Here is a 22,908-nt window from a genome sequence, read left to right on the forward strand (position 1 = left end):
CCCGTACGTCACGAGCCGCCGCAGGCCACCCGCCGGACGCCGTGAGCCGTACGACCGCCCCGGCCTCCCCGGCTCCCCTCGACCCGGCTCCCCTCGGCCCGGCCGGCCTCGACCCGACCGCCCCGATCGCCCCGGCCTGCGCCCGGCCTGCCCCTGCTCGGCCCCTGACCGGCGGGCCGCTCCGGCGGCCGGAAGCCGCCCATCTCCCGTTCCAGCAGCTCCGCCAGCATCAGCGGGGTCCTGTCCTCGAACATCGGGCCGATGATCTGCGCTCCCACCGGCAGCCCCTCGGGTGACCGGCCCGCCGGTACGGCGGTGGCGGGCAGGCCGGGCATGGTGGCCGTCCCGGCCCAGACGAGCTGGTCGAAGTACGGATACTCCGCCCCGTCGATATCGATCATCCGCTCCATCGGGCCGGGGTGGTGGGTGTGCGGAAAGGCGGGGGTGGGCATGACGGGGCACACCACGGCGTCGAACTCGGCGAAGAACCGCCGCCAGCCGTGCCGGTGCAGTTCGCGCAGCGCGTTCGCGCGCAGCCAGTCACGGTGGCTGAAGAGCATCGCGCGCAGCCGCGTCGCGGTGAGACTCCGGTCGTCCGGGCTCAGTGCCGCGGCCTCGGCCCTGATCAGCTCGTCCGCGCCGACGGGGAACCGTGCGACGGATCCCGAGATCAGAAGCTGGTTGTAGAGCACCGCGGCCTCGACCGGATCGGGCAGCAGCGGGCTCTCCCGTACGACCCGGGCACCCCCGGCCACCAGCGCGTCCGCCACCCGGCCCACGCCCGCCCGAACGGCGGCGGAGGTCGGCAGCAGCGGATGCCGGTCGAGGACCAGGACCCGGAAGTCGGCGAGCCGCCGATGCCGGGCGGGCGGCAGCGTCAGCCCGTACGCCACCCCCAGCGTCAGCGGATCCGGCCCGGCCATGACGTCCAGCAGCAGGGTGAGATCGCGGGCGCTCCGGGCCATCGGGCCGACGACGGCCAGGTCGAAATCGGCCGGCAGCGCCGGGACGTCCGGCGGCACCATGCCGCGGCCCGCCACGAGCCCGAGCGACGGCTTGTGCGCGTAGACACCGCAGTAGTGCGCGGGGTTGCGCAGGGAGCCGCCGAGGTCGGAGCCGATGGACAGCGCCCCGAATCCGGCCGCGAGGGCCGCCGCCGACCCGCCGGAGGAGCCGCCCGGGGTGCGTCCGAGGTCCCAGGGGTTGTTGGTGGTGCCGTAGATGTCGTTGAAGGTCTGTACGTCCTGGAGCCCCAGGGGCACATTGGTCTTGCCGAGGATCACCGCGCCCGCGGCCCCGAGCCGGGACACCTGGACCGCGTCCTCGGCCGGCCGGTGGTCCCGGTGCGCCGGAATGCCCCAGGTCGTGGGCAGCCCCGCGATATCGTAGCACTCCTTGACCGTCACCGGGACGCCGAGCAGCGGACCGTCCTCGCCCCGGGCCCGCGCCCGGTCGGCGGCCCGGGCGGCCTCCCGGGCCCGGTCGAAGTCCGGTACGCAGATCGCGTTGACCGACTCGTCGTCCCGCTCGATGCGGGCGATCGCGTCCTCGGTCAGTTCGGCCGAACTCACGTCACCGGCCCGCAGGGCAGCACCGAGTTCCTCGGCCGTGGAGAAATCTGGATTCATGCGACCGGACCGTACGAACACTCCGGGGAAGCCAGAAAATACCGGTTCGCGCAATGCGCCTGAATCGGCCGAAGCTTCCCGACACCATGGCGCGGCGCCCTCTTCCATGCCCTCCCCCGCAGCTCGCGGAGGCTCGGCGGACGAAACGGCCCGAGGCCCGGCACCTCGGCGGGCAACAGCGTCCGAGGCCCGGCACCGCTGCGGCAACGGCCGGGACCCGGCGCGTACTCCGGTGTGCCGCAACTCACGGCGACACACCGGGAGGACGGCTGTCATCGGCGAGGAGTCGGCGGAAACCATGCGCACGGGCGCCGACGGCGAACGAGCCGGGGCACCCGCCGTTGAAAGGAGCAACTCCATGAAGGTCGGTTTCGCGTTACCGCAGTTCCACCGGCAGGCGTTCGAGATCCACCGGACGGCGGAATTCGCCCGGGAGATCGAGCGGGCGGGCGGGGCCGGTCTCTGGGTCGGAGACCGCAATCTCGCGGCCGTCCACCCCCGGATCGGCTACGGCGGCCACGGCACCACCGTCCCGGCCGAACTGAACCCCGCCGCCGACCCCTTCGTCCTGCTGGGCGTGGCCGCGAGCGCCACCGAGCGGGTCGTCCTGGGTACGCATGTCCTCCTCGCCCCGCTCTACCCACCGGTCCAACTGGCGCGGGCGCTCACCACCATCGATGTGATCAGCGGTGGCAGGCTGCTCCCCGGCTTCGGGATCGGCTGGTCGCCCGAGGAGTACGAGGCGGCGGGCCTGGACTTCGGCACGCGCGGCGCCCGGCTGGACGAGACCCTCGACGCGCTGGAGGCGATCTGGACCCGGGATCCGGCCTCCTACCAGGGCGATCAGCTCTCGGTCCCGCCGCACCACGCACCGCTCAAACCGGTCCGCCGGCCCCGGCCGCCGTTCTATCTGGGCTCGGTGTCGGAGCGCGCTCTGAAGCGGGTCGCCCGGCGGGCCGACGGCTGGCTGCCGTTCTGCGTGGTCCCCGGCCGGGTGGACATCGACGGTCTGATCCGGCGGCGGGCGGCCCTCGACCAACTGGCCCGGGAGGCGGGCCGGGACCCGGCCGCCATCGACACCGTCCTGCGGGTGAACATCGCAGCGGGAACGTCGTCGGAGCAGGTCGCCGCCGTGATCAGGACCGTGGGCGAGCGGACCGGCATCGGGCAGGTCATGGTCGACACGCTGTACAGCGACGAAAGCGTCGACCAGTCGCTCCGGCGGGCGACGGACATCCTCGATCTCGTACGGAAGGGCTGATCCGCCGCACCGGAGCACCAGAACCCGGATCGCGCACCGATGAGACTCCGGCACCGCGCCGGTCCGTACCCGGGAGACCGACTCACGGAAGGCCGGCACCATGCGGAAACTGATCTACGGCATGAACGTGTCCCTGGACGGCTATATCGCCGCGCCCGGCGACGACATCGACTGGGGCGGGCCGCCGAGCGACGAGCTGTTCCAGTTCTGGTCCGACCGGCTGCGGGCGACCGAGCTGACGCTGTACGGGCGCAAGCTGTGGCGGACGATGAGCTCCTACTGGCCGACCGGTGACCAGCGGCCCGACGCCGGCCCGGCACAGATCGAGTTCGCGCGCCGCTGGCGGGACATGCCGAAGGTGGTGTTCTCCGCCACGATCGGCGAGGTCGACTGGAACACCCGCCTGGTCACCGGCGACGCGGTCGCCGAGATCACCCGGCTCAGGGCCGGGGACGGCGGCCCGATGGACATCGGCGGCGCGACACTCGCCGGGGCGGCCGCGCGGGCCGGGCTGATCGACGAGTACGTGCTGGCCACCGCGCCGGTCCTGGTGGGCGGCGGTACGCCGTTCTTCACCGCGTTGGACAGCTGGGTGAACCTGAACCTGGTGGAGACCCGGACGTTTCCCGGCGGCGTGGTCCTGACCAGGTACGAGACGAGGCGCTGAGCGCCCGTCCCCCGACCCCGTCAGGTCTGGGCCATGTCCACGAAACGGGAGTAGTGGCCCTGGAAGGCGACCGTGATCGTCGCCGTCGGGCCGTTACGGTGCTTGGCGACGATCAGGTCCGCCTCGCCCGCCCGCGGGGACTCCTTCTCGTACGCGTCCTCCCGGTGCAGCAGGATCACCATGTCGGCGTCCTGCTCGATGGAGCCCGACTCACGGAGGTCGGAGACCATCGGCTTCTTGTCGGTGCGCTGCTCGGGGCCTCGGTTCAGCTGGGAGAGCGCGATCACCGGGACCTCCAGCTCCTTCGCCAGCAGCTTGAGGTTACGGGACATGTCGGAGACCTCCTGCTGGCGGCTCTCGGCGCGTTTGGAGCCGCCGGACTGCATCAGCTGGAGGTAGTCGATCACGACCAGTTTGAGATCGTTGCGCTGTTTGAGCCGACGGCACTTGGCGCGGATCTCCATCATCGACAGATTGGGCGAGTCGTCGATGTAGAGCGGCGCCTGGGAGACATCGGGCATCCGGCGGGCGAGCCGGGTCCAGTCGTCGTCCGTCATCGTGCCGGAGCGCATGTGGTGGAGCGCCACCCGGGCCTCCGCCGACAGCAGTCGCATGGCGATCTCGTTGCGCCCCATCTCCAGGGAGAAGATCACGCTCGGCAGATTGTTCTTGATCGAGGCGGCGCGGGCGAAGTCCAGCGCCAGGGTGCTGTTGTGGGTGGGGACCATCGAGCGGGTGGCCAGATAGAGATGGGCGGGGTTCTCGACCTGCACACAGCGCACCGGCACGCTCGGCACCGGGCGTACGGCCGTGATGAAGCGCCGGGACCTTCGCGGTGTGCCGGGGTCCGGACGCCGGGGACCCCGGTCGGCACCGGTGGCGGTGGAGGCGTCGTGCTCCGCCGTGAAGACGACGTCGTACGAGGCCGGAGACGAGGCCGGGGCCGGGGCCGCCTCCGGGTCCGCAGCGGACCGCTCGTCCGCCGGGTCGCAGCGGTGGCCGAGGCCGACGACCAGTTCACGGACGTCGTCGGCGAGGGCGCGGGAGGCCGTGGTGAACCGGAACGAGCAGTGGGCCGGGTCCACCGGCACGGCCGTGCCACCGGTTTCGAGCAGGCCCGCCAGCAGCTCGCGGCGCTGGGCGGCGGACGCCCGCAGATACTCCGGCGGGACGCGGCGCCCGGCCGGGCCGGTGTACGGCTCCGACTCAGGCTCCGACTCCGACTCCGGCTCGGGCGGGGCGAGGAGCAGTACGCCGCCCGCCGGGGCCGCCGACGCGACAGTGGCGGTCCCGGTCCGGGTCCCGGTGGTGGTCCCGGCGCGGCCGGGGCCCGGCCGGGCGCCGAGCCGGGCGCCGAGGGCCCGGGGCGCCTCGGGAAGATCGCGGTGGGGCAGGGCGAGGGGCGCGGTGGTGAGCACGCTGTGGTGCGCCCGGCCGTCCCCGCCGGGGGCCAGCAGGGTGGCGGCGATCTCCCGCGTCGTCCGTACGGCCCCGGCCCCCTCGGGGGCGCCCGCCGCCGGGGCGTCGTCGCCGGGCCCGCCGGTCTCCGTGACCCACTGGTGGCCGGCGTCCGCGACGACCGTCGTACCGTCGTCGAAGGTGATCTCGAAGCACGGCCGCCCGGTCATCACCTCGGTCGCGGCGACCACCCGGTTCGGGGTGCCGTCATGGGCGAGCAGCAGGTCTCCGACCCGTACCGCGCCCATCGTGGTCCAGCCGTCCGGTGTGGGCAGCGGGGTGTCCAGGGCCAGCGCCTTGCCCATCGCGGGACGGGCGGCGATGACGATCATCTGGCCGGGGTGGAGGCCGTTGGTGAGCGAGTCGAAGTCGGTGAAGCCGGTGGGGACACCGGTCATCTCACCGCTGCGGGAGCCGATCGCCTCGATCTCGTCGAGCGCGCCCTCCATGATGTCGCCGAGGGGGAGGTAGTCCTCACTCGTCCGCTGCTCGGTGACGGCGTAGATCTCGGCCTGGGCGGAGTTGACGATCTCGTCGACGTCGCCGTCCGCCGCGTATCCCATCTGGGTGATCTTGGTACCGGCCTCGACCAGACGGCGCAGTACGGCCCGCTCGTGGACGATCTCGGCGTAGTACGACGCGTTGGCCGCGGTCGGCACCGACTGGACCAGGGTGTGGAGATAGGACGCCCCGCCGACCCGGGTGATCTCGCCGCGTTTGACCAGTTCGGCCGCCACCGTGATCGGGTCGGCGGGCTCGCCCTTGGCGTAGAGGTCGAGGATCGCGGTGTAGACCGTCTCATGGGCGGGACGGTAGAAGTCATGGCCCTTGATGATCTCCACGACGTCGGCGATGGCGTCCTTGGAGAGGAGCATGCCGCCGAGCACGGACTGCTCGGCGTCGAGGTCCTGGGGCGGTACCCGCTCGAAGCCCCCGCCGCCACCGTCCCAGCCGCCGTCCTGGCCGCGGTCGTGCTGATCGTCCCGTCCGCCGCGACCGCCGCGGCGGTCGCCGCCGCGGTCGCCGCCGCGGTCGTCACGACGGGAACGGGAGACGGGCAGACGGTCGCCGGGGATTCCGTCGGCCGCCCACGGGTCGTCCAAGGGCTCGGAGATGCTCACCCGGGCCACCTTCCTCCCGTCCGCGCAGCGGACCTCGCCGTGCCCCTTCTTTCTACGGCACGGCACTGACAAAACGAGTGGCCCGACCCGGCTTCCGGCGCGTCGAACGACGGTCCACGTTAGGCCGCCCGCCACCGTCAGCCAATCTGGTTATCCACAGGCCATGTGGATGACGGGCCAGATGCTGTGGAGAACCCGCCCGATCCTGTGCACGGACCGGGGGACAGCACTGTGGACAACCTGCGATCTCTCTCGACCTAGCGGCCCTGACCTGCGATTTTCCCATCCACCGGCTGTGGGGGAGAAAAAGTTTCCCGACTGGAGCACGAACGGAACAAACAACCCGCCGATCGACCGTCACCCTCCGCACAAGTAAGGATCATCAATGAGTTGCATCTATTACCTGTGGACGATTAACCTATCCCGATGACCCAGGCCCCAGCGTCACCGAAAGCCCGGCGGCGGCGCCATGACCGAGAGATCGTCGCACTCGCCGTCCCCGCCTTCGGCGCCCTGGTCGCCGAACCCCTCTTCGTCATGGTCGACAGCGCCGTCGTCGGCCATCTCGGCACCCCCCAGCTGGCCGGTCTCGGTATCGCCGCCGCCCTGCTGCTGACGGCCGTCAGCATCTTCGTCTTCCTGGCCTACGCCACCACCGCGGCCGTCGCCCGCCGGGTCGGCGCGGGCGATCTGCCCGGCGCCGTCCGCCAGGGCATGGACGGCATCTGGCTCGCCGTTCTGCTCGGCGTCGCGGTCGCCGCCGTCACCCTGCCGCTCGCCCCCTGGGTCGTCGACGTCCTGGGCGCCTCCGACACCGCCGCCCCGTACGCCGTCACCTACTTGCGGATCTCCGCCCTCGGCATCCCGGCGATGCTGATCGTGCTCGCCGCCACCGGCGTACTCCGCGGCCTCCAGGACACCCGTACGCCGCTCTATGTCGCCCTCGGCGGCTTCACCGCCAACGGCGTACTGAACGTGCTGCTGGTCTACGGCGCCGGATTCGGTATCGCCGGCTCCGCCTGGGGCACGGTCATCGCCCAGTACGGCATGGCCGCCGCCTATCTCGTGGTCGTGGTGCGCGGGGCCCGGGAGCACCGGGCGTCCCTGCGTCCCCATGCCGCCGGGATCCTGGCCAATGCCCGGGCCGGGGTGCCCCTGCTGATCCGTACGCTCTCCCTGCGCGCCGTACTGATGATCGCCACCGCCGTCGCCGCCCGGCTCGGGGACACCGACATAGCCGCCCATCAGATCGCGCTCTCCCTGTGGAGCCTGATGGCCTTCGCCCTCGACGCCATCGCCATAGCGGGCCAGGCCATCATCGGCCGCTATCTGGGCGCGGGCGATACCGAGGGCGCCCGGGAGGCATGCCGCCGGATGGTGCACTGGGGTATCGCGTCCGGTGTGGTCCTCGGGGTGCTGCTGGTCGCCACCAGCCCGCTCTTCCTCCCGCTGTTCAGCGGCGACCCGGCCGTCCACGACGCCCTGCTGCCCGCCCTGCTGGTGGTCGCCGTCACCCAGCCGATCGCCGGAGTCGTCTACGTCCTCGACGGCGTACTGATGGGCGCGGGCGACGGCCGCTATCTCGCCGGGGCCATGCTGGTCACCCTGGCCCTCTTCGCCCCGGCGGCCCTGCTGGTCCCCGCCCTGGGCGGCGGGCTCACGGCCCTGTGGTGGGCGATGGCCCTGATGATGACCGTACGGCTCGTGACGCTCTGGACCCGGACCCGCTCGGGCCGCTGGATCGTCACCGGCGCCACCCGCTGACCGCCGCCCCCGGAGCTACAAGGGGCCGGTACGACGACGGCCCCGCTCCCGGCCCCGGCCCAAGCCCCGACCCCCGGCCCCTGCCCGGCCCGGATGTTTCACGTGAAACGTCGCCCGCCCGGCCCTCGGCCGCCCGGCGCGCTCCCGGCCCCGGACAGCGCAAAGGGCCGTATCCCAGGGATACGGCCCTTTCTCAGCTCATCCGAGCGCAGCCCGTCAGGCGGCGATGACCTCGATACCGAGCTTGGCGTCGACCTCGGGGTGCAGACGCACGGAGACCTGGTGCGAGCCCAGGGTCTTGATCGGCGCACCGAGCTCGACCCGGCGCTTGTCGACCTCCGGGCCACCCGCGGTCTTGATCGCCGAAGCGACGTCGGCCGGGGTCACCGAGCCGAAGAGGCGGCCGGCGTCGCCGGAGCGAACGGCCAGACGGACCTTGACGGCCTCCAGCTTCGCCTTGACCTCGTTGGCCTGCTCGATGGTCGCGATCTCGTGGATCTTGCGGGCGCGGCGGATCTGCGCCACGTCCTTCTCGCCGCCCTTGGTCCAGCGGATCGCGAAACCGCGCGGGACCAGGTAGTTGCGAGCGTATCCGTCCTTGACCTCGACGACGTCCCCCGCGGCACCGAGGCCGGAGACCTCCTGGGTGAGGATGATCTTCATAGTGATGTCACCCTTCCCTTATCGCGCGGTGGACGTGTAGGGCAGCAGCGCCATCTCACGGCTGTTCTTCACGGCCGTGGCGACGTCACGCTGGTGCTGCGTGCAGTTGCCGGTCACGCGGCGGGCACGGATCTTGCCGCGGTCGGAAATGTACTTCCGCAGCATGTTCGTGTCCTTGTAGTCCACGTAAGCGGTCTTGTCCTTGCAGAATGCGCAGACCTTCTTCTTCGGCTTGCGCACAGGCGGCTTCGCCATGTGATTCTCCTGTGTGATCAAGAAGTGGGGTTAACGAACCGCCCCAGGGATCCCCGGAGGGTCCTAGAAGGGGGGCTCGTCCGAGTAGCCACCGCCGGAGCCGCCGGAGGAACCGCCGGAGCTTCCGCCCCAGCCGCCTCCGCCGCCTCCACCCTGCTGCTGCCCGCCGCCGGACGGCGCGCCGGTGGCCCAGGGGTCGTCGGCGGGAGCCCCGCCGCCCTGCTGGCCGCCGGGGCCGGAGCCCCAGTTGCCGCCACCCTGCTGCCCGCCGCCGCCGTAGCCGCCCTGGCCGCCGCGACCGGTGGTCTTGGTGACCTTGGCCGTGGCGTTCCGGAGGCTGGGGCCGACTTCCTCGACGTCCAGCTCGTAGACCGTGCGCTTCACACCTTCGCGGTCCTCGTAGGACCGCTGCTTCAACCGGCCCTGCACGACGACACGCATGCCGCGCTGGAGCGACTCGGCGACATTCTCAGCCGCCTGCCGCCAGACCGAGCAGGTCAGGAACAGGCTCTCGCCGTCCTTCCACTCATTGGTCTGCTTGTCGAAGGTGCGCGGGGTGGACGCGACACGGAACTTCGCGACCGCCGCACCGGAGTTGGTGAAGCGCAGCTCGGGGTCGTCGACGAGATTGCCGACGACCGTGATGACGGTCTCGCCTGCCATGGGTGAACCTCTCGGCGGGGATTGCTTGGCTGCTTGTTGCTACTCGGACCCGATGACCTCTGAGCGGATGCTCAGTGGGTCTCGGGACGGAGGACCTTGGTCCGGAGGACCGACTCGTTCAGGTTCATCTGGCGGTCGAGCTCCTTGACGACCGCAGGCTCGGCCTGCAGGTCGATGACCGAGTAGATGCCCTCGGGCTTCTTCTTGATCTCGTACGAGAGACGACGACGGCCCCAGGTGTCGACCTTCTCGACCTTTCCGTTGGCCTCACGGACAACGGAGAGGAAGTTCTCGATCAGGGGGGCGACGGCGCGCTCCTCCAGATCGGGGTCGAGGATGACCATCACCTCGTAGTGACGCATGTGGAACCCACCTCCTTTGGACTCGGCGGCCACGGTCGTTCCGTGGCAGGAGGGTCGTGATGCGTGATGCAACGGTGTCGAGTAAACCAGGGCCCACTGACATTCACCGGCCTGAGCGGCGGGATCGGCCCGTGGCCTGGACAGACACCGGTGCAGACCGTACAGAGTACCCGCCCGGGCGCTTCCGGTTGAAATCCGGTGCCCGCCGGGCGCAATCTGTACACATCGGGTGTGCGCGGCACTACGATGCGCCGCGCGCGGCAACGCCAGGAGGTGCCAGATGGCCCAGGCAGCGCGACGTCAGACATCCCTCTTCGCCACGGACGGCAAGCCCCATCCCCTTCAGGACACCCTGGCCGGGGTGACGCTGGTCCTCGGCGTCCTGGCCTTTGTGTCGTCCTGGTTCCCAGGTCTCCATCTCCTCAGCTCGTGGACCGGGCTGATCGGCATCCTCACGGGCGCCTACGGACAGTTCATCTCCGAGACGACCCGTGAGCGCTTCGTCCTGGTCCTCGGCCTCGGCGCGTCGGCCGCGGGCTTCTATCTGGGCCTGGCCCACGGCGGCCTCTTCGGCGGCGTCGTCGGCTGACCCGTACCGGGTCCCCGACCGACCCCCGACCCGGCCCGGTGCCGGGAAACGGGCCCGGCCCGGGTCCCGAAGGCAAGTGAACAGTGCGGAGCGCACGGTCCGCCGGCACCCCCGAAGCGGGGCCGGCGGACCCGCTTCGGCAGGTGTGGGACCGCGACGAACAGCCTGATCGAACGCGGCCATTCGGGGCACCTCCCCCGCCCAGTAGGCTTTCGGCGCGAGAGCCGGAGCCCCTGACCCATGGGGACACACCTGCCGAGGAGCGCCCCATATGAGCCTGACACTGAGGACCATCAGCCGAGAGCAGCATCTGGCCTACATCCAGTCCCTGCCGTCGGCAAGCCACTGCCAGGTGCCCGCGTGGTCGGATGTGAAGACCGAGTGGCGCTCGGAGAACCTGGGCTGGTTCGACAAGTCGGGTCAGCTGGTCGGCGCCGGTCTGGTCCTCTACCGCCAGCTGCCCAAGATCAAGCGGTATCTCGCCTATCTCCCCGAGGGCCCGGTGATCAACTGGTACGCCCCCAATCTGGACGACTGGCTGCAGCCGATGCTCGCCCATCTGAAGCAGCAGGGCGCCTTCTCGGTGAAGATGGGCCCGCCGGTGGTGATCCGCCGCTGGGACGCCCCCGCGATCAAGTCCGGTATCCAGGACCCGGACGTCAAGCGGCTGCGGGACGTCGAGGCCACCCATATCGAGCCGCGGGCCTTCGAGGTCGCCGACCGGCTGCGGAAGATGGGCTGGCAGCAGGGTGAGGACGGCGGCGCCGGATTCGGTGACGTCCAGCCCCGCTACGTCTACCAGGTGCCGCTGGCCAACCGTTCCCTCGACGATGTCCTCAAGGGCTTCAACCAGCTGTGGCGCCGGAACATCAAGAAGGCCGAGAAGGCCGGGGTCGAGGTCGTCCAGGGCGGCTACTACGACCTGGAGGAGTGGCAGCGGCTCTACGAGATCACCGCGATCCGCGACCGGTTCCGCCCGCGCCCCCTCTCGTACTTCCAGCGGATGTGGACGGTCCTCAACAACGAGGACCCCAACCGCATGCGCCTCTATTTCGCCCGGCACAACGGCGTCAACCTCTCCGCGGCCACGATGCTCGTCGTCGGCGGCCACGTCTGGTACTCCTACGGTGCCTCGGACAACATCGGCCGTGAGGTCCGGCCCTCCAACGCGATGCAGTGGCGGATGCTCCGCGACGCGTACGCCATGGGCGCCACCGTCTACGACCTGCGCGGCATCAGCGACTCCCTGGACGAGACCGACCATCTCTTCGGTCTGATCCAGTTCAAGGTCGGCACCGGCGGCGAGGCCGTCGAGTACGTCGGCGAATGGGACTTCCCGCTGAACAAGCTGCTGCACAAGGCCCTCGACATGTATATGTCGCGGCGCTGACCCCGGGGCGGAGCGCCGCCGGACCCGGGCGATTCCCGGCCCGGCGGCCCCCACCACGTAACCTCGTACCTTCCGTACGTTCTCCCCGTTCTCGTCCATACCTTCGATACACCGCAGCCACCAGAAAGGTTCCGGGCCGGCCATGGCGCTCTCCCTGTACGTCGACACCAATCGCTGGCGGGCGCACCAGAAGTCGGTGACCGACCAGTTCCCGGGTCTCGTCCCGGTGTGCAAGGGCAACGGCTACGGCTTCGGCCATGAGCGGCTGGCGGAGGAGGCGACCCGCTTCGGCTCCGACATGCTGGCCGTCGGCACCACCTACGAGGCGGCCCGGATCAAGGACTGGTTCAGCGGTGATCTGCTGGTCCTCACCCCCTTCCGGCGGGGCGAGGAGCCGGTTCCGCTGCCGGACCGGGTGATCCGCTCCGTCTCCTCGGTCGACGGGGTGTACGCCCTGGTCGGCGCCCGGGTCGTGATCGAGTGCATGAGCACCATGAAGCGCCACGGCGTCTCCGAGCAGGACCTGGCCCGGCTGGCCACGGCCATCGACGACGTCCGGCTCGAAGGCTTCGCGATCCATCTGCCGCTGGACCGTACCGACGGCTCGGACGCCGTCGAGGAGGTCATCGGCTGGATGGACCGGCTGCGGGCCGCCCGGCTGCCGCTGCACACCATGTTCGTCAGCCATCTGCGCGCCGAGGAGCTGGCCCGGCTGCGCCAGCAGTTCCCGCAGACCCGCTTCCGGGCCCGGATCGGCACCCGGCTCTGGCTGGGCGACCACGACTCCACCGAGTACCGGGGCTCCGTCCTCGACGTCACCCCGGTCGCCAAGGGCGACCGGTTCGGCTACCGGCAGCAGAAGGTGGCGTCCGACGGCTGGCTGGTCGTCGTCGCCGGAGGCACCTCCCACGGCGTCGGTCTGGAGGCGCCCAAGGCGCTGCACGGCATGATGCCGCGGGCCAAGGGCGTGGCGCGGGCGGGTCTGGCGACCGTCAACCGCAATCTGTCGCCGTTCGTCTGGGCGGGCAAGCAGCGCTGGTTCGCCGAGCCGCCGCATATGCAGGTGTCGATCCTGTTCGTGCCGTCGGACGCGCAGGAGCCGCAGGTCGGCGATGAGCTGGTGGCGCATCTGCGCCACACCACGACCCAGTTCGACCGAATTGTCGAGCGCTGAGCGCTGGGAGCGCTGAACGCCGGTCCCCGGCCTTCTGAGCCGTAGGCAGGCGGCGGACCTTCCGGCCGCCGCCCGCGGGCCTCGCCCTGCCGCCTACGGGCCTTCCGGGCGCTCCGGCGCGTCGTCACGGCGCGCGGGGCGCCCGTTCTGCTCGGGCTCGTCCCCGTACGCCCCCCAGCGCACCTTCACGCCCTCCGGTTCGTCGTCGTACGCCTCGTCCGACGGCTCCGTACGGCCCAGGACGAAGACGTCCTCGGCCCGGTCGAGCACCCCGCCGGAGGGGTCGTCCGAGCCGTCCTGCCGTACGACGTCCCGCTCGGGCCGCAGCACGTCCCGGACGACCACCGCGCAGAGGTAGAGCGTGCCCAGCAGATGCAGGGCGATCGCCAGGTGGTACCCCTCGGGCGGCAGGCCCTGCCGGGCGTCACCGCTGGTGGTGTAGGCGAGATACATCCAGATGCCGATGAAGTACCCGACCTCGCACGCCTGCCAGATCAGGAAGTCCCGCCAGCGGGGCCGGGCCAGGACGGCGAGCGGAACGAGCCAGAGGACGTACTGCGGCGAGTAGACCTTGTTGGTCAGGATGAAGACCGCGACGACCAGAAAGGCGACCTGGGCGAAGCGCGGCCTGCGGGGCGCGGCGAGGATCAGCCAGCCGATCCCGGCACAGGCCAGTACGGCCAGCAGCAGGGAGTAGCGGTTGACCTCGTCGGGGGTGATCACGGCGTCGAACCGCTGGACGAGGATCATCCAGAAGGAGCCGAAGTCGATGTCCCGTTCCTGGTTGAAGGTGTAGAACTTGCGCCAGCCCTCGGGCGCCCGCCACATCACATAGGCGTTGGCCACCAGCCAGGAGGCGGCGGCGCCCAGGACCGCGGTGCCGTACTCCCGCCATTTCCCGGCCCGCCAGCAGAGCAGCAGCAGAGGGCCGAGCAGGAAGACGGCGTACAGCTTGGCGGCGGTGGCGAGACCGATCAGTACGCCGAAGGCCAGGGCCCGGCCCCGGGACCACATCAGCATCGCGGCGGCCGTGAGGGCGACCGCGAGCAGATCCCAGTTGATGGTGGCGGTGAGGGCGAAGGCGGGCGCCAGCGCGACCAGCAGGGCGTCCCAGGGGCGGCGGCGATGGGTCCGGGAGACACAGACCGCGATGATCACGGCGCAGATCATCAGCATCGCGGAGTTGGCCGCCCAGTAGAGCTGCTGCTGTTCCTGGAGCGAGCCGCCGGAGGGGGTGAGCCAGGCGGCGATCTGCATGAAGAGCCCGGTCAGTACCGGGTACTCCAGATACTCCATATCGCCGGGGAGCCGGTCGAAGTAGGGGGTCAGCCCGTCGGAGAAGCCCCGGCCGACGAAGAGATGCGGGATGTCGGAGTAGCAGGCGCGGGTGTACTGGGAGCTGACGCCCCGGAACCAGGCCCACTCGTAGCAGGGCATCTTCTGCGCCATACCGAGCGCGAACATCCCGATGGCGGTCAGCGCGATCACCCGGACGGGGGTGAGATAGCCGCCGCGGACCCGGAGCGCCCAGCGGCCCGCCGGGCCGCCGATCAGTTCGCTGCCGGCCGCCGCGACCGGGGCGCGGCGGGTGGGCCGGACGTCCGGCCGGTCGTCGTGGCGGTCGGCGGGACGGCCGTGCCGCCGGTCGTCCCGGGGCACGGTCGTCTCTTCTGCGCTGGGCATGGTGCACATCCTGCCGTACCGCCGTGGTACGCCACGAGGGCCGCGGAATCCGGGCGGCGGTGGTGTCCGGGACACGACCGCGGTACCGGATCCCGCGGCCCTCGTGGGGATGCGGGGGTACGGGCGGGGGCGCTACTCCCGGCGCCCCGCGATCATCCCGCTGTCGCCGCCGCCGTCGGCACCGCCGTTGTCGCTGCCGCTACCGCCGTTGTTGTTGGCGCCGCTGGCCCCGTTGCCGCCGTTGCCGCTACCGCCGTTGTTGTTGGCGCCGCTGGCCCCGTTGCCGCCGTTGCCACTGCCGCCGTTGTTGTTGGCGCCATTGGCCCCGTTGCCGCCGTTGTCGTTGCCGCCGTTGTTGGTGCCGCAGCTCCAGTCCTCCCACGGGTTGCAGGAGGTCGACGGGCCGGGGGAGCTGGCGCTCGAGGCCGGGGACTCGGGCTTCTTCGACTCGGACTCGTCGTCGGTCGGCTTCTGCGAGGACTCCTCCTGCGAGGGCTCCTTCGACTTCGACGGCGGCGGGCTGGAGGCGCCGCCGCCCCAGTACGCCTCGCCGATCGGTGTCGCGGGCGGGAAGGCGATGGCCTTCTTGTTCTTGAGGGCCTTGGCCATGAAGTCGGCGAAGATGTCGGACGGGAACGACGAGCCGTGGATCTTGTCCTGGCCGCCGGTGCCGTACATCTCCTCGAACTTCCGCTTGGTGTTCTTGGCGTCGTCGTCCAGCCGGTACATGTCGAACGCGGTGGCCAGATGCGGGGTGTAGCCGACGAACCAGGCGGACACGTTGCCGTCGGTCGTACCGGTCTTGCCCGCCACCTGGTGGCCCGGGACCCTGGCGTTCTTACCGGTGCCCTTCTTCACGACGTCCACCAGGACGTCCGTCACGTTGTTGGCGACATCGGGCTCGAAGGCGGTCTTCGGGTCGTCCTTGTGCTCATAGATGACCCGGCCCTTCTTCTTCACCGTCTGCACCGAGTACGGGTCCCGCTGCTTGCCCTCGGAGGCGAAGGTGGCGTACGAGCTGGCCATCCGGATGGCGCTGGGGGTGGAGATACCGAGCGAGAACGAGGGCACATCGGCCTTGTTGAGGGAGCTCTCCAGCAGCCCGGCGTCCATCGCGGCCTTGCGGACCTGCGGAATGCCGATATCCATCCCGAGCTGGACGAACGGGCTGTTCGCCGAGTCGATCATGGCTTCACGCAGATTGATGTTGTCGTAGTCCTTGCCGCCGTCGTTGACCTGGAGCCACTCGTCGCCGTTCTCGTTCCGCCAGATCGAGCCGTCATAGTTCTTGATCTTGAGCTTGTTCTTGCCGTTGTAGATCGCCCGGTCCGGGTCGAGCTTGGTGCGCTGGGAAGCGGACTGCTGACGCTCGCCCCCGGGGTCGCGGACGCCGTCCGTCATCGCGGCGGCCAGCACGAACGGCTTGAAGGTCGACCCCACCGCGACACCGGTGTTGTCGGAGTTGTTGGTGAAGTGCTTGGTGGCGTCGGAACCACCGTAGATCGCCCGGATCGCCCCGGTATCGGGCTCCACCGCGGCACCGCCGAACTGGACATGCGTATCGGTCTTGGGGCGCTTCTTCGGGTCGATGTTCTCGGCGTAGATCTTCTTGACCGACGCCTCCATCTGCTTGATCAGCTTCTTGTCGAAGGTCGTATGGATGTGGTAGCCGCCGAGCGCCAGCTCACTGGCCGTGACGTCCTTGTTGTTGGCCAGGAAGTTGGCCTTCGCCAGGTCGACCAGATAGCCGATCTGACCACCGAGCTTGGCCTGCTTGGAGGGCTCCTCGACCTTGGGGAACTTCAGCGTCTTCCGCTCCGCCCCGTCGAGGTGGCCGTCCTTGACCATCTCGTCCAGGACCCAGTTCCAGCGGTCGGTCACCCGCTTGAGATTGGACTCCCGGGTCGCCGCCGGGTCGAGGTCGGTGGCCCCGGCCGGGTCGTAGTAGGTCGCGCCCTTCAGCAGGGTGGTGAGAAACGCGGACTCGGCGACCGTCAGCTTGGCCGCGTCGGTGTCGAGATAGGTCCGGGCCGCCGCCTGGATCCCGTAGGCGTTCCGCCCGAAGTACGAGGTGTTGAGATAGCCGGCCATGATGTCCGGCTTCTCCATCTCCGTCCCGACCTTCATCGAGATGAAGAGCTCCTTGAACTTACGGCTGATCGTCTGCGACTGGTCGCCGAGCCGGGCGTTCTTCACATACTGCTGGGTGATCGTCGAGCCGCCCTGGGTCTGCTGGCCCTTGGCCATGTTCACCAGCGCCCGGCTGATGCCCTTGGGGTCGATACCCGAGTCCTCGTCGAAGGTCTTGTTCTCGGCCGACTTCACGGCGTCCTGCATATGCTGCGGAATCTGCTCGATCCCGACGTTCTGCCGGTTGACCTCGCCGCCGGTCGCCGCCATCTGGGTGTTGTCGGCCCAGTAGTAGACATTGTTCTCGGCCTCGGCCTGCTTGCGCGGGTCGGGGATGTCCACCCAGGCGTACGCCAGCGCCGCCGCGCCCATCAGTGTGCCGAGGAAGCCCAGGGTGAGCCCGCTCACCAGCTTCCAGGAGGGCACCCAGCGGCGCCAGCCGTCCTTGTTGTACCGCGGATAGTCGATCAGCCGCCGCCTGCGGGGGCCTCCGCCGTCGCCGGGGCCGTCGTAGTGCGCCCCGCCGGTGCCCCGGCGGCCACCACCCCGGCCGCCGTGGCCGCCACCGGCGGCGGGTTCGACCCGGCGGCGACCACCGCCGCGCTTCGCCGCCCGCCTGGCCTCGGCGCGGCCGCCGTAGGACGGCCGCTCCTCACCATGGGAGGCGGTGGGGGAGAACGGCGCGTTCTCCTCACTGGGTACGGCGCGGCGGCCGGATGGCTGCTGGGCTGCGCGCCTGGCAGCCGCCCTGCCGCCACCTTCGGGCTGCGGCGGCTTGCGACGGTGCTCGCTCATCGAACGACTACTCCTCGGGCAGGCGAAACGCCTGGAAGCGGCATTTGACTTCCGGTCCCCCCGACATGGATACGGACCGGCCACACGAGGGGCTCGTCCGCACTGCATCCACGGCGATGACGGCTGAGGCCGTCATGTGGTTCCCGGTGTCTGCATCCGCACAGACTACGCACGAACAAAACCCTCCCGACTCCGAAGTTCATCCCAAATCAGGCAAGTTGACCAAGATGAATTGCCGATGTGATCCCGTTCACCGTGACCCCCCTTGTCGCGGGCGCCTCACCGTCATATCGTGCTGATGTATCGAGTCGATACATCAGCACGAGACAAGGGCTCGGGACGGCACGAAGGGAGGCCAGGGTGAGCAGGCGCTCGGGAATTCTTGAGTTCGCCGTGCTCGGCCTCCTCCGTGAAGCCCCGATGCATGGGTATGAGCTGCGGAAACGGCTCAATACCTCGTTGGGGATCTTCCGGGCCTTCAGTTACGGGACCCTGTACCCCTGCCTCAAGACGCTGGTCGCCAACGGCTGGTTGATCGAGGAACCGGGAAGCGCTTCCGACGACGCCCTGGCCGCTCCACTCTCAGGGCGGCGCGCCAAGATCGTCTACCGGTTGACCGCGGAAGGGAAAGAACACTTCGAGGAGCTGCTCTCGCACACCGGCCCCGACAGCTGGGAGGACGAGCACTTCGCGGCTCGGTTCGCCTTCTTCGGGCAGACGGAGCGCGAGGTGCGGATGCGGGTGCTGGAAGGCCGCCGCAGCCGGCTGGAGGAGCGTCTGGAGAAGATGCGCGCCTCCCTCGCCCGCACCCGTGAGCGCCTCGACGACTACACACTGGAGCTCCAGCGCCACGGAATGGAGTCCGTGGAGCGCGAAGTGCGCTGGCTGAACGAGCTCATCGAGAGCGAGCGGGCGGGACGGGAGCAGCGACGCTCCTCCCCCGGCTCCGCGTCTCGGCAGTGGAACACCGCGGCGTCCGAGGACGGCCTGCCCCGGCGCGGGAGTGCGGAGAACCCCGGAGGCAACGCCTCCGGGACCGCCACCCCGCCGGATCCGTCCGACGGCACCGCCAACTGAGACCCCGCGGTCCGCGGGTCTCATCCGGAATACCGAAATCACACAGGGAGCAACCGGAATGGGTTCGGTTCGCGTAGCCATCGTCGGCGTGGGCAACTGCGCCGCCTCGCTGGTGCAGGGCGTCGAGTACTACAAGGACGCCGACCCGGCCGGCAAGGTGCCGGGTCTGATGCACGTCCAGTTCGGCGACTACCACGTCCGGGACGTCGAGTTCGTGGCCGCCTTCGACGTGGACGCCAAGAAGGTCGGTCTCGACCTGGCGGACGCCATCGGCGCCAGCGAGAACAACACCATCAAGATCTGCGACGTGCCGAACGCCGGTGTCACGGTGCAGCGCGGCCACACCCTCGACGGTCTGGGCAAGTACTACCGCGAGACCATCGAGGAGTCCCCCGAGGCCCCGGTCGACGTCGTCCAGGTCCTCAAGGACAAGCAGGTCGACGTGCTGGTCTGCTACCTGCCGGTCGGCTCCGAGACCGCCGCGAAGTTCTACGCGCAGTGCGCCATCGACGCCAAGGTCGCATTCGTCAACGCGCTGCCCGTCTTCATCGCGGGCACCAAGGAGTGGGCGGACAAGTTCACCGAGGCCGGGGTCCCGATCGTCGGCGACGACATCAAGTCCCAGGTCGGCGCCACCATCACCCACCGGGTCATGGCGAAGCTCTTCGAGGACCGCGGGGTCATCCTCGACCGCACGATGCAGCTGAACGTCGGCGGCAACATGGACTTCAAGAACATGCTGGAGCGGGAGCGGCTGGAGTCCAAGAAGATCTCCAAGACGCAGGCCGTCACCTCGCAGATCCCCGACCGCGAGCTGGGCGAGAAGAACGTCCACATCGGTCCGTCCGACTACGTCGCCTGGCTCGACGACCGCAAGTGGGCGTACGTTCGCCTCGAGGGCCGCGCCTTCGGCGACGTCCCGCTGAACCTGGAGTACAAGCTCGAGGTCTGGGACTCCCCGAACTCGGCCGGTGTCATCATCGACGCGGTGCGCGCCGCCAAGATCGCCAAGGACCGCGGTATCGGCGGCCCGATCCTCTCGGCGAGCAGCTACTTCATGAAGAGCCCGCCGGTCCAGTACTTCGACGACGAGGCCCGTGAGAACGTCGAGAAGTTCATCAAGGGCGAGGTCGAGAGCTGATCCCGCCGTGGACCGGGCCGCGCCCCGGCCGGGTCCACGCGGAGGGCCCCCGGTGATCACCGGGGGCCCTCCGCGTTCCCGCGGGGCTCATGTGTGACTCTTGTCCGCATGCCCGTCGTACGTGATCTGCGCGTACTCCTGCGCCTGACCGGCTTCCGCCGGCTGCTGACGGTCCGCCTGCTCTCCCAGTCGGCGGACGGTGTCTACCAGGTGGCGCTCGCCGCGTATGTGGTCTTCTCCCCCGAGAAGCAGACCTCGCCCGCCGCCATCGCCTCGGCCATGGCCGTCCTGCTGCTGCCTTATTCACTGATCGGCCCTTTCGCCGGGGTGCTGCTGGACCGCTGGCGACGCCGCCAGGTCCTGCTCTACGGCAATCTGCTGCGGGCCCTGCTCGCCTGCGGTACCGCCCTGCTGATCCTGGCCTCCGTCCCGGACTGGCTGTTCTATGTCTCGGCGCTCTCCGTCACCGCCATCAACAGGTTCGTGCTGGCCGGGCTCTCCGCCGCGCTGCCCCGGGTCGTCGACGACGACCGGCTGGTGATCGCCAACGCCCTCTCGCCGACGGCGGGCACCCTGGCCGCCACCGCGGGCGGCGGTCTCGCCTTCGCGGTACGGCTGATCGCCGACGACTCCGACGCCGCCGTGGTGCTGCTGGGCGCGGCCCTCTATCTCTGTGCCGCCCTGGCGTCGCTGCGCATGGGCCGGGAGCTGCTCGGACCCGATCCGGACCGGATCCGGACCGGGCTGCTGAGCGCCGTCGCCTCCACGGCCCGCGGACTGGTCTCGGGGGTACGTCATCTCGCCCGGCGCCCGGCGGCGGCCCGGGCGCTGACCGCGATGACCCTGATGCGGTTCTGCTACGGCGCGCTGCTGGTGATGGTGCTGATGCTCTGCCGGTACGCCTGGTACGAGAACGAGCAGGACGGGCTCGCCCTGCTCGGGGTCGCGGTCGCCGTCTCCGGGGCGGGCTTCCTGGTCGCGGCCCTGATCACCCCGTGGACCATCGGGCGGCTGGGCCCGTACGGCTGGATGGTCTGCTGCGCGGCGACGGCCGCCGTGCTCGTCCCGGCGCTCGGGCTCCCCTTCGCTCCGGGGCCGATACTGGTCGCCGCGTTCGTCCTGGGGCTGGTCACCCAGGGCGCGAAGATCACCACCGATACCGTCGTCCAGACCTCGGTGGACGATGCCTACCGGGGCCGGATCTTCTCCTTCTACGACGTCCTCTTCAATGTCTCCTTCGTCGGGGCGGCGGGTGTCGCCGCCCTGATGCTGCCGCCGGACGGCCGCTCGGTCGTCCTGGTGGTACTGGTAGCCGTGATCTATGCGGGGATCGCCCTGACGCTCCGGCACTGGCACCGCCGCGACCCCGGCCCGCTCCCGGCGGAGACCACCGGGGCCGGGACCGGCCCCACGGGCTGAGGACCGCGACTCCCGCGACATCCACGACGGGCGATGAGAAACGGGCGATGTTTCACGTGAAACATCGCCCGTTCTCCGACCCGGGACTCCGACGGAGAGCCATCGCCCCGCGCCCCGGGCGGCACCGCACAACGAAGCGGGGGCATGTTTCACGTGAAACATGCCCCCGCCCGACGGCTCCGGCTCAGCACCGCTCCGGCTCAGCTCTGCGCGGCCCACCACTCCTTGAGCGCCGCGACGGCGTCGTCGTACTCCATCGGCCCGTTCTCCAGCCGCAGCTCCAGCAGATGGGCGTACGCCTTGCCGATCGCGGGCCCCGGTCCGATCCCGAGGATCTCCTGGATCTGGTTGCCGTTGAGGTCGGGCCGGATCGCGTCCAGCTCCTCCTGCTGCTGGAGCTGGGCGATCCGCTCCTCCAGACCGTCGTACGTCCGGGAGAGCGCGGCGGCCTTGCGCTTGTTCCGGGTGGTGCAGTCCGAGCGGGTCAGCTTGTGCAGCCGGGTGAGCAGCGGTCCGGAGTCCCGGACGTAACGGCGCACCGCGGAGTCGGTCCACTCGCCGTCCCCGTACCCGTGGAACCGCAGATGCAGCTCCACCAGCCGGGAGACGTCCCGGACCAGCTCATTGGAGTACTTGAGCGCCGTCATCCGCTTCTTGGTCATCTTCGCGCCCACCACCTCGTGGTGGTGGAAGGAGACCCGGCCGTCCTTCTCGAACCGGCGGGTCCGCGGCTTGCCGATGTCATGGAGCAGGGCGGAGAGCCGGAGCACCAGGTCCGGGCCGTCCTCCTCCAGATCGATCGCCTGCTCCAGCACGGTCAGGGAGTGCTCGTAGACGTCCTTGTGCCGGTGGTGCTCATCGCTCTCCAGCCGCAGGGCGGGCAGCTCGGGCAGGACCTGGTCGGCCAGGCCGGAGTCGACGAGCAGGGCCAGCCCCTGCCGGGGGTGGGCCGAGAGCACCAGCTTGTTCAGCTCGTCCCTGACCCGTTCGGCGGAGACGATCCCGATCCGCCCGGACATCTCCGTCATCGCGGCGACCACCTCGGGGGCCACGGCGAAGTCGAGCTGGGCCGAGAACCGGGCGGCCCGCATCATCCGCAGCGGATCGTCCGAGAAGGACGCCTCGGGGGTGCCCGGGGTGCGCAGCACCCTGGCCGCGAGGTCCTCCAGACCGTGGTGCGGGTCGATGAACTCCTTCTCGGGGAGTGCGACGGCCATCGCGTTCACCGTGAAATCCCGGCGGACCAGGTCCTCCTCGATGGAGTCGCCGTACGAGACCTCGGGCTTGCGCGACGTCCGGTCGTACGCCTCGGAGCGGTAGGTGGTGATCTCGATCTGATAGCCGGACTTCTGCGCCCCGACGGTGCCGAAGGCGATACCGACGTCCCAGACCGAGTCGGCCCAGGGCCGGACGACGGCGAGCACGTCCTCGGGGCGGGCGTCGGTGGTGAAGTCGAGATCGTTGCCGAGCCGGCCGAGCAGTGCGTCCCGGACCGAGCCTCCGACCAGGGCGAGGCGGAAGCCCGCGGCCCGGAAGCGATGGGCGAGATCGTCCGCGACGGGGGCTACCCGCAGTAGCTCCGTCACCGCGCGGCGTTGCACCTGGCTCAGTGCGGAAGGGGTGTCTTCATTGGCGTTCGGCACAACAGAGAAGGGTACGTCCCCCGGC

Annotated in this window: 18 protein-coding genes; 9 read left to right on the top strand and 9 right to left on the bottom strand. The window is 70.2% G+C overall.

Going from position 1 to position 22,908, the window contains the following annotated elements:
• Positions 1-8: 8 nt before the first annotated feature.
• Positions 9-1,628: an amidase gene (locus tag ABZ714_RS19180; RefSeq protein WP_358826442.1), complete on the bottom strand. Its 1,620-nt coding sequence runs from the start codon at positions 1,626-1,628 to the stop codon at positions 9-11.
• Positions 1,629-1,986: 358 nt separating this feature from the next.
• On the opposite strand from ABZ714_RS19180, the gene ABZ714_RS19185 reads away from it, so the two are divergent.
• Complete coding sequence (locus ABZ714_RS19185; RefSeq protein ID WP_358826443.1) at positions 1,987-2,889, top strand: TIGR03619 family F420-dependent LLM class oxidoreductase; 903 nt, start codon at positions 1,987-1,989, stop codon at positions 2,887-2,889.
• Positions 2,890-2,989: 100 nt separating this feature from the next.
• The gene (locus ABZ714_RS19190) at positions 2,990-3,556 is read left to right on the top strand and encodes a dihydrofolate reductase family protein (RefSeq protein WP_358826444.1); all 567 of its coding nucleotides are present in this window, start codon (positions 2,990-2,992) and stop codon (positions 3,554-3,556) included.
• Between the two features lie 20 nt (positions 3,557-3,576).
• On the opposite strand, the gene dnaB is transcribed toward ABZ714_RS19190, so the two are convergent.
• A complete protein-coding gene (dnaB, locus tag ABZ714_RS19195) occupies positions 3,577-6,270 on the bottom strand; it encodes a replicative DNA helicase (RefSeq protein ID WP_358826445.1) in 2,694 nt (897 codons plus the stop codon).
• A gap of 291 nt (positions 6,271-6,561) precedes the next feature.
• Here dnaB and ABZ714_RS19200 point away from each other — a divergent pair, with 291 nt between their 5' ends.
• A complete protein-coding gene (locus ABZ714_RS19200; protein ID WP_358826446.1) occupies positions 6,562-7,899 on the top strand; it encodes an MATE family efflux transporter in 1,338 nt (445 codons plus the stop codon).
• Positions 7,900-8,115: 216 nt separating this feature from the next.
• On the opposite strand, the gene rplI is transcribed toward ABZ714_RS19200, so the two are convergent.
• The 4 genes from rplI to rpsF all read right to left on the bottom strand — a co-directional run bounded on the left by rplI (position 8,116) and on the right by rpsF (position 9,842).
• Positions 8,116-8,562, bottom strand: coding sequence for a 50S ribosomal protein L9 (gene rplI / locus ABZ714_RS19205; RefSeq protein ID WP_358826447.1), 447 nt, complete (start codon positions 8,560-8,562; stop codon positions 8,116-8,118).
• Between the two features lie 18 nt (positions 8,563-8,580).
• The gene (gene rpsR / locus ABZ714_RS19210; protein ID WP_358826448.1) at positions 8,581-8,817 is read right to left on the bottom strand and encodes a 30S ribosomal protein S18; all 237 of its coding nucleotides are present in this window, start codon (positions 8,815-8,817) and stop codon (positions 8,581-8,583) included.
• 63 nt (positions 8,818-8,880) lie between these two features.
• A complete protein-coding gene (locus ABZ714_RS19215) occupies positions 8,881-9,480 on the bottom strand; it encodes a single-stranded DNA-binding protein (protein ID WP_358826449.1) in 600 nt (199 codons plus the stop codon).
• Positions 9,481-9,551: 71 nt separating this feature from the next.
• Positions 9,552-9,842, bottom strand: a complete 291-nt coding sequence (rpsF, locus tag ABZ714_RS19220; RefSeq protein WP_017240415.1) for a 30S ribosomal protein S6 — start codon at positions 9,840-9,842, stop codon at positions 9,552-9,554.
• A gap of 280 nt (positions 9,843-10,122) precedes the next feature.
• On the opposite strand from rpsF, the gene ABZ714_RS19225 reads away from it, so the two are divergent.
• The 3 genes from ABZ714_RS19225 (at position 10,123) to ABZ714_RS19235 (ending at position 12,995) form a co-directional block, all read left to right on the top strand.
• A complete protein-coding gene (locus ABZ714_RS19225; protein ID WP_358826450.1) occupies positions 10,123-10,431 on the top strand; it encodes a hypothetical protein in 309 nt (102 codons plus the stop codon).
• A 271-nt stretch (positions 10,432-10,702) separates the two neighbouring features.
• A complete protein-coding gene (locus ABZ714_RS19230; protein WP_358826451.1) occupies positions 10,703-11,821 on the top strand; it encodes a peptidoglycan bridge formation glycyltransferase FemA/FemB family protein in 1,119 nt (372 codons plus the stop codon).
• Between the two features lie 142 nt (positions 11,822-11,963).
• Positions 11,964-12,995, top strand: coding sequence for an alanine racemase (locus ABZ714_RS19235; RefSeq protein WP_358826452.1), 1,032 nt, complete (start codon positions 11,964-11,966; stop codon positions 12,993-12,995).
• 93 nt (positions 12,996-13,088) lie between these two features.
• On the opposite strand, the gene ABZ714_RS19240 is transcribed toward ABZ714_RS19235, so the two are convergent.
• Together ABZ714_RS19240 and ABZ714_RS19245 are read right to left on the bottom strand one after the other, a co-directional pair.
• Entirely contained in the window at positions 13,089-14,687 is a 1,599-nt protein-coding gene (locus tag ABZ714_RS19240; protein ID WP_358826453.1) for a glycosyltransferase 87 family protein, read from the bottom strand.
• 123 nt (positions 14,688-14,810) lie between these two features.
• A complete protein-coding gene (locus ABZ714_RS19245) occupies positions 14,811-17,603 on the bottom strand; it encodes a transglycosylase domain-containing protein (RefSeq protein ID WP_358826454.1) in 2,793 nt (930 codons plus the stop codon).
• A gap of 360 nt (positions 17,604-17,963) precedes the next feature.
• Here ABZ714_RS19245 and ABZ714_RS19250 point away from each other — a divergent pair, with 360 nt between their 5' ends.
• The 3 genes from ABZ714_RS19250 (at position 17,964) to ABZ714_RS19260 (ending at position 21,240) form a co-directional block, all read left to right on the top strand.
• Entirely contained in the window at positions 17,964-18,680 is a 717-nt protein-coding gene (locus tag ABZ714_RS19250; protein WP_358826455.1) for a helix-turn-helix transcriptional regulator, read from the top strand.
• A 58-nt stretch (positions 18,681-18,738) separates the two neighbouring features.
• Entirely contained in the window at positions 18,739-19,821 is a 1,083-nt protein-coding gene (locus ABZ714_RS19255) for an inositol-3-phosphate synthase (protein WP_358826456.1), read from the top strand.
• Positions 19,822-19,929: 108 nt separating this feature from the next.
• Positions 19,930-21,240, top strand: coding sequence for an MFS transporter (locus ABZ714_RS19260; RefSeq protein ID WP_358826457.1), 1,311 nt, complete (start codon positions 19,930-19,932; stop codon positions 21,238-21,240).
• A 200-nt stretch (positions 21,241-21,440) separates the two neighbouring features.
• Here ABZ714_RS19260 and ABZ714_RS19265 read toward each other — a convergent pair whose 3' ends face one another.
• Complete coding sequence (locus tag ABZ714_RS19265) at positions 21,441-22,883, bottom strand: CCA tRNA nucleotidyltransferase (protein ID WP_358826458.1); 1,443 nt, start codon at positions 22,881-22,883, stop codon at positions 21,441-21,443.
• Between the last annotated feature and the right edge of the window lie 25 nt (positions 22,884-22,908).

The organism is Streptomyces sp. NPDC006798 (assembly GCF_040635975.1).
Taxonomy (GTDB): domain Bacteria; phylum Actinomycetota; class Actinomycetes; order Streptomycetales; family Streptomycetaceae; genus Streptomyces.

Coding starts and splice junctions, on each gene's coding strand:
- ABZ714_RS19180 (WP_358826442.1), bottom strand. CDS start 1,628: ATGAATCCAGATTTCTCCACGGCCGAGGAACTCGGTGCTGCCCTGCGG.
- ABZ714_RS19185 (WP_358826443.1), top strand. CDS start 1,987: ATGAAGGTCGGTTTCGCGTTACCGCAGTTCCACCGGCAGGCGTTCGAG.
- ABZ714_RS19190 (WP_358826444.1), top strand. CDS start 2,990: ATGCGGAAACTGATCTACGGCATGAACGTGTCCCTGGACGGCTATATC.
- ABZ714_RS19200 (WP_358826446.1), top strand. CDS start 6,562: ATGACCCAGGCCCCAGCGTCACCGAAAGCCCGGCGGCGGCGCCATGAC.
- rplI (WP_358826447.1), bottom strand. CDS start 8,562: ATGAAGATCATCCTCACCCAGGAGGTCTCCGGCCTCGGTGCCGCGGGG.
- rpsR (WP_358826448.1), bottom strand. CDS start 8,817: ATGGCGAAGCCGCCTGTGCGCAAGCCGAAGAAGAAGGTCTGCGCATTC.
- ABZ714_RS19215 (WP_358826449.1), bottom strand. CDS start 9,480: ATGGCAGGCGAGACCGTCATCACGGTCGTCGGCAATCTCGTCGACGAC.
- rpsF (WP_017240415.1), bottom strand. CDS start 9,842: ATGCGTCACTACGAGGTGATGGTCATCCTCGACCCCGATCTGGAGGAG.
- ABZ714_RS19225 (WP_358826450.1), top strand. CDS start 10,123: ATGGCCCAGGCAGCGCGACGTCAGACATCCCTCTTCGCCACGGACGGC.
- ABZ714_RS19230 (WP_358826451.1), top strand. CDS start 10,703: ATGAGCCTGACACTGAGGACCATCAGCCGAGAGCAGCATCTGGCCTAC.
- ABZ714_RS19235 (WP_358826452.1), top strand. CDS start 11,964: ATGGCGCTCTCCCTGTACGTCGACACCAATCGCTGGCGGGCGCACCAG.
- ABZ714_RS19240 (WP_358826453.1), bottom strand. CDS start 14,687: ATGTGCACCATGCCCAGCGCAGAAGAGACGACCGTGCCCCGGGACGAC.
- ABZ714_RS19245 (WP_358826454.1), bottom strand. CDS start 17,603: ATGAGCGAGCACCGTCGCAAGCCGCCGCAGCCCGAAGGTGGCGGCAGG.
- ABZ714_RS19255 (WP_358826456.1), top strand. CDS start 18,739: ATGGGTTCGGTTCGCGTAGCCATCGTCGGCGTGGGCAACTGCGCCGCC.
- ABZ714_RS19260 (WP_358826457.1), top strand. CDS start 19,930: ATGCCCGTCGTACGTGATCTGCGCGTACTCCTGCGCCTGACCGGCTTC.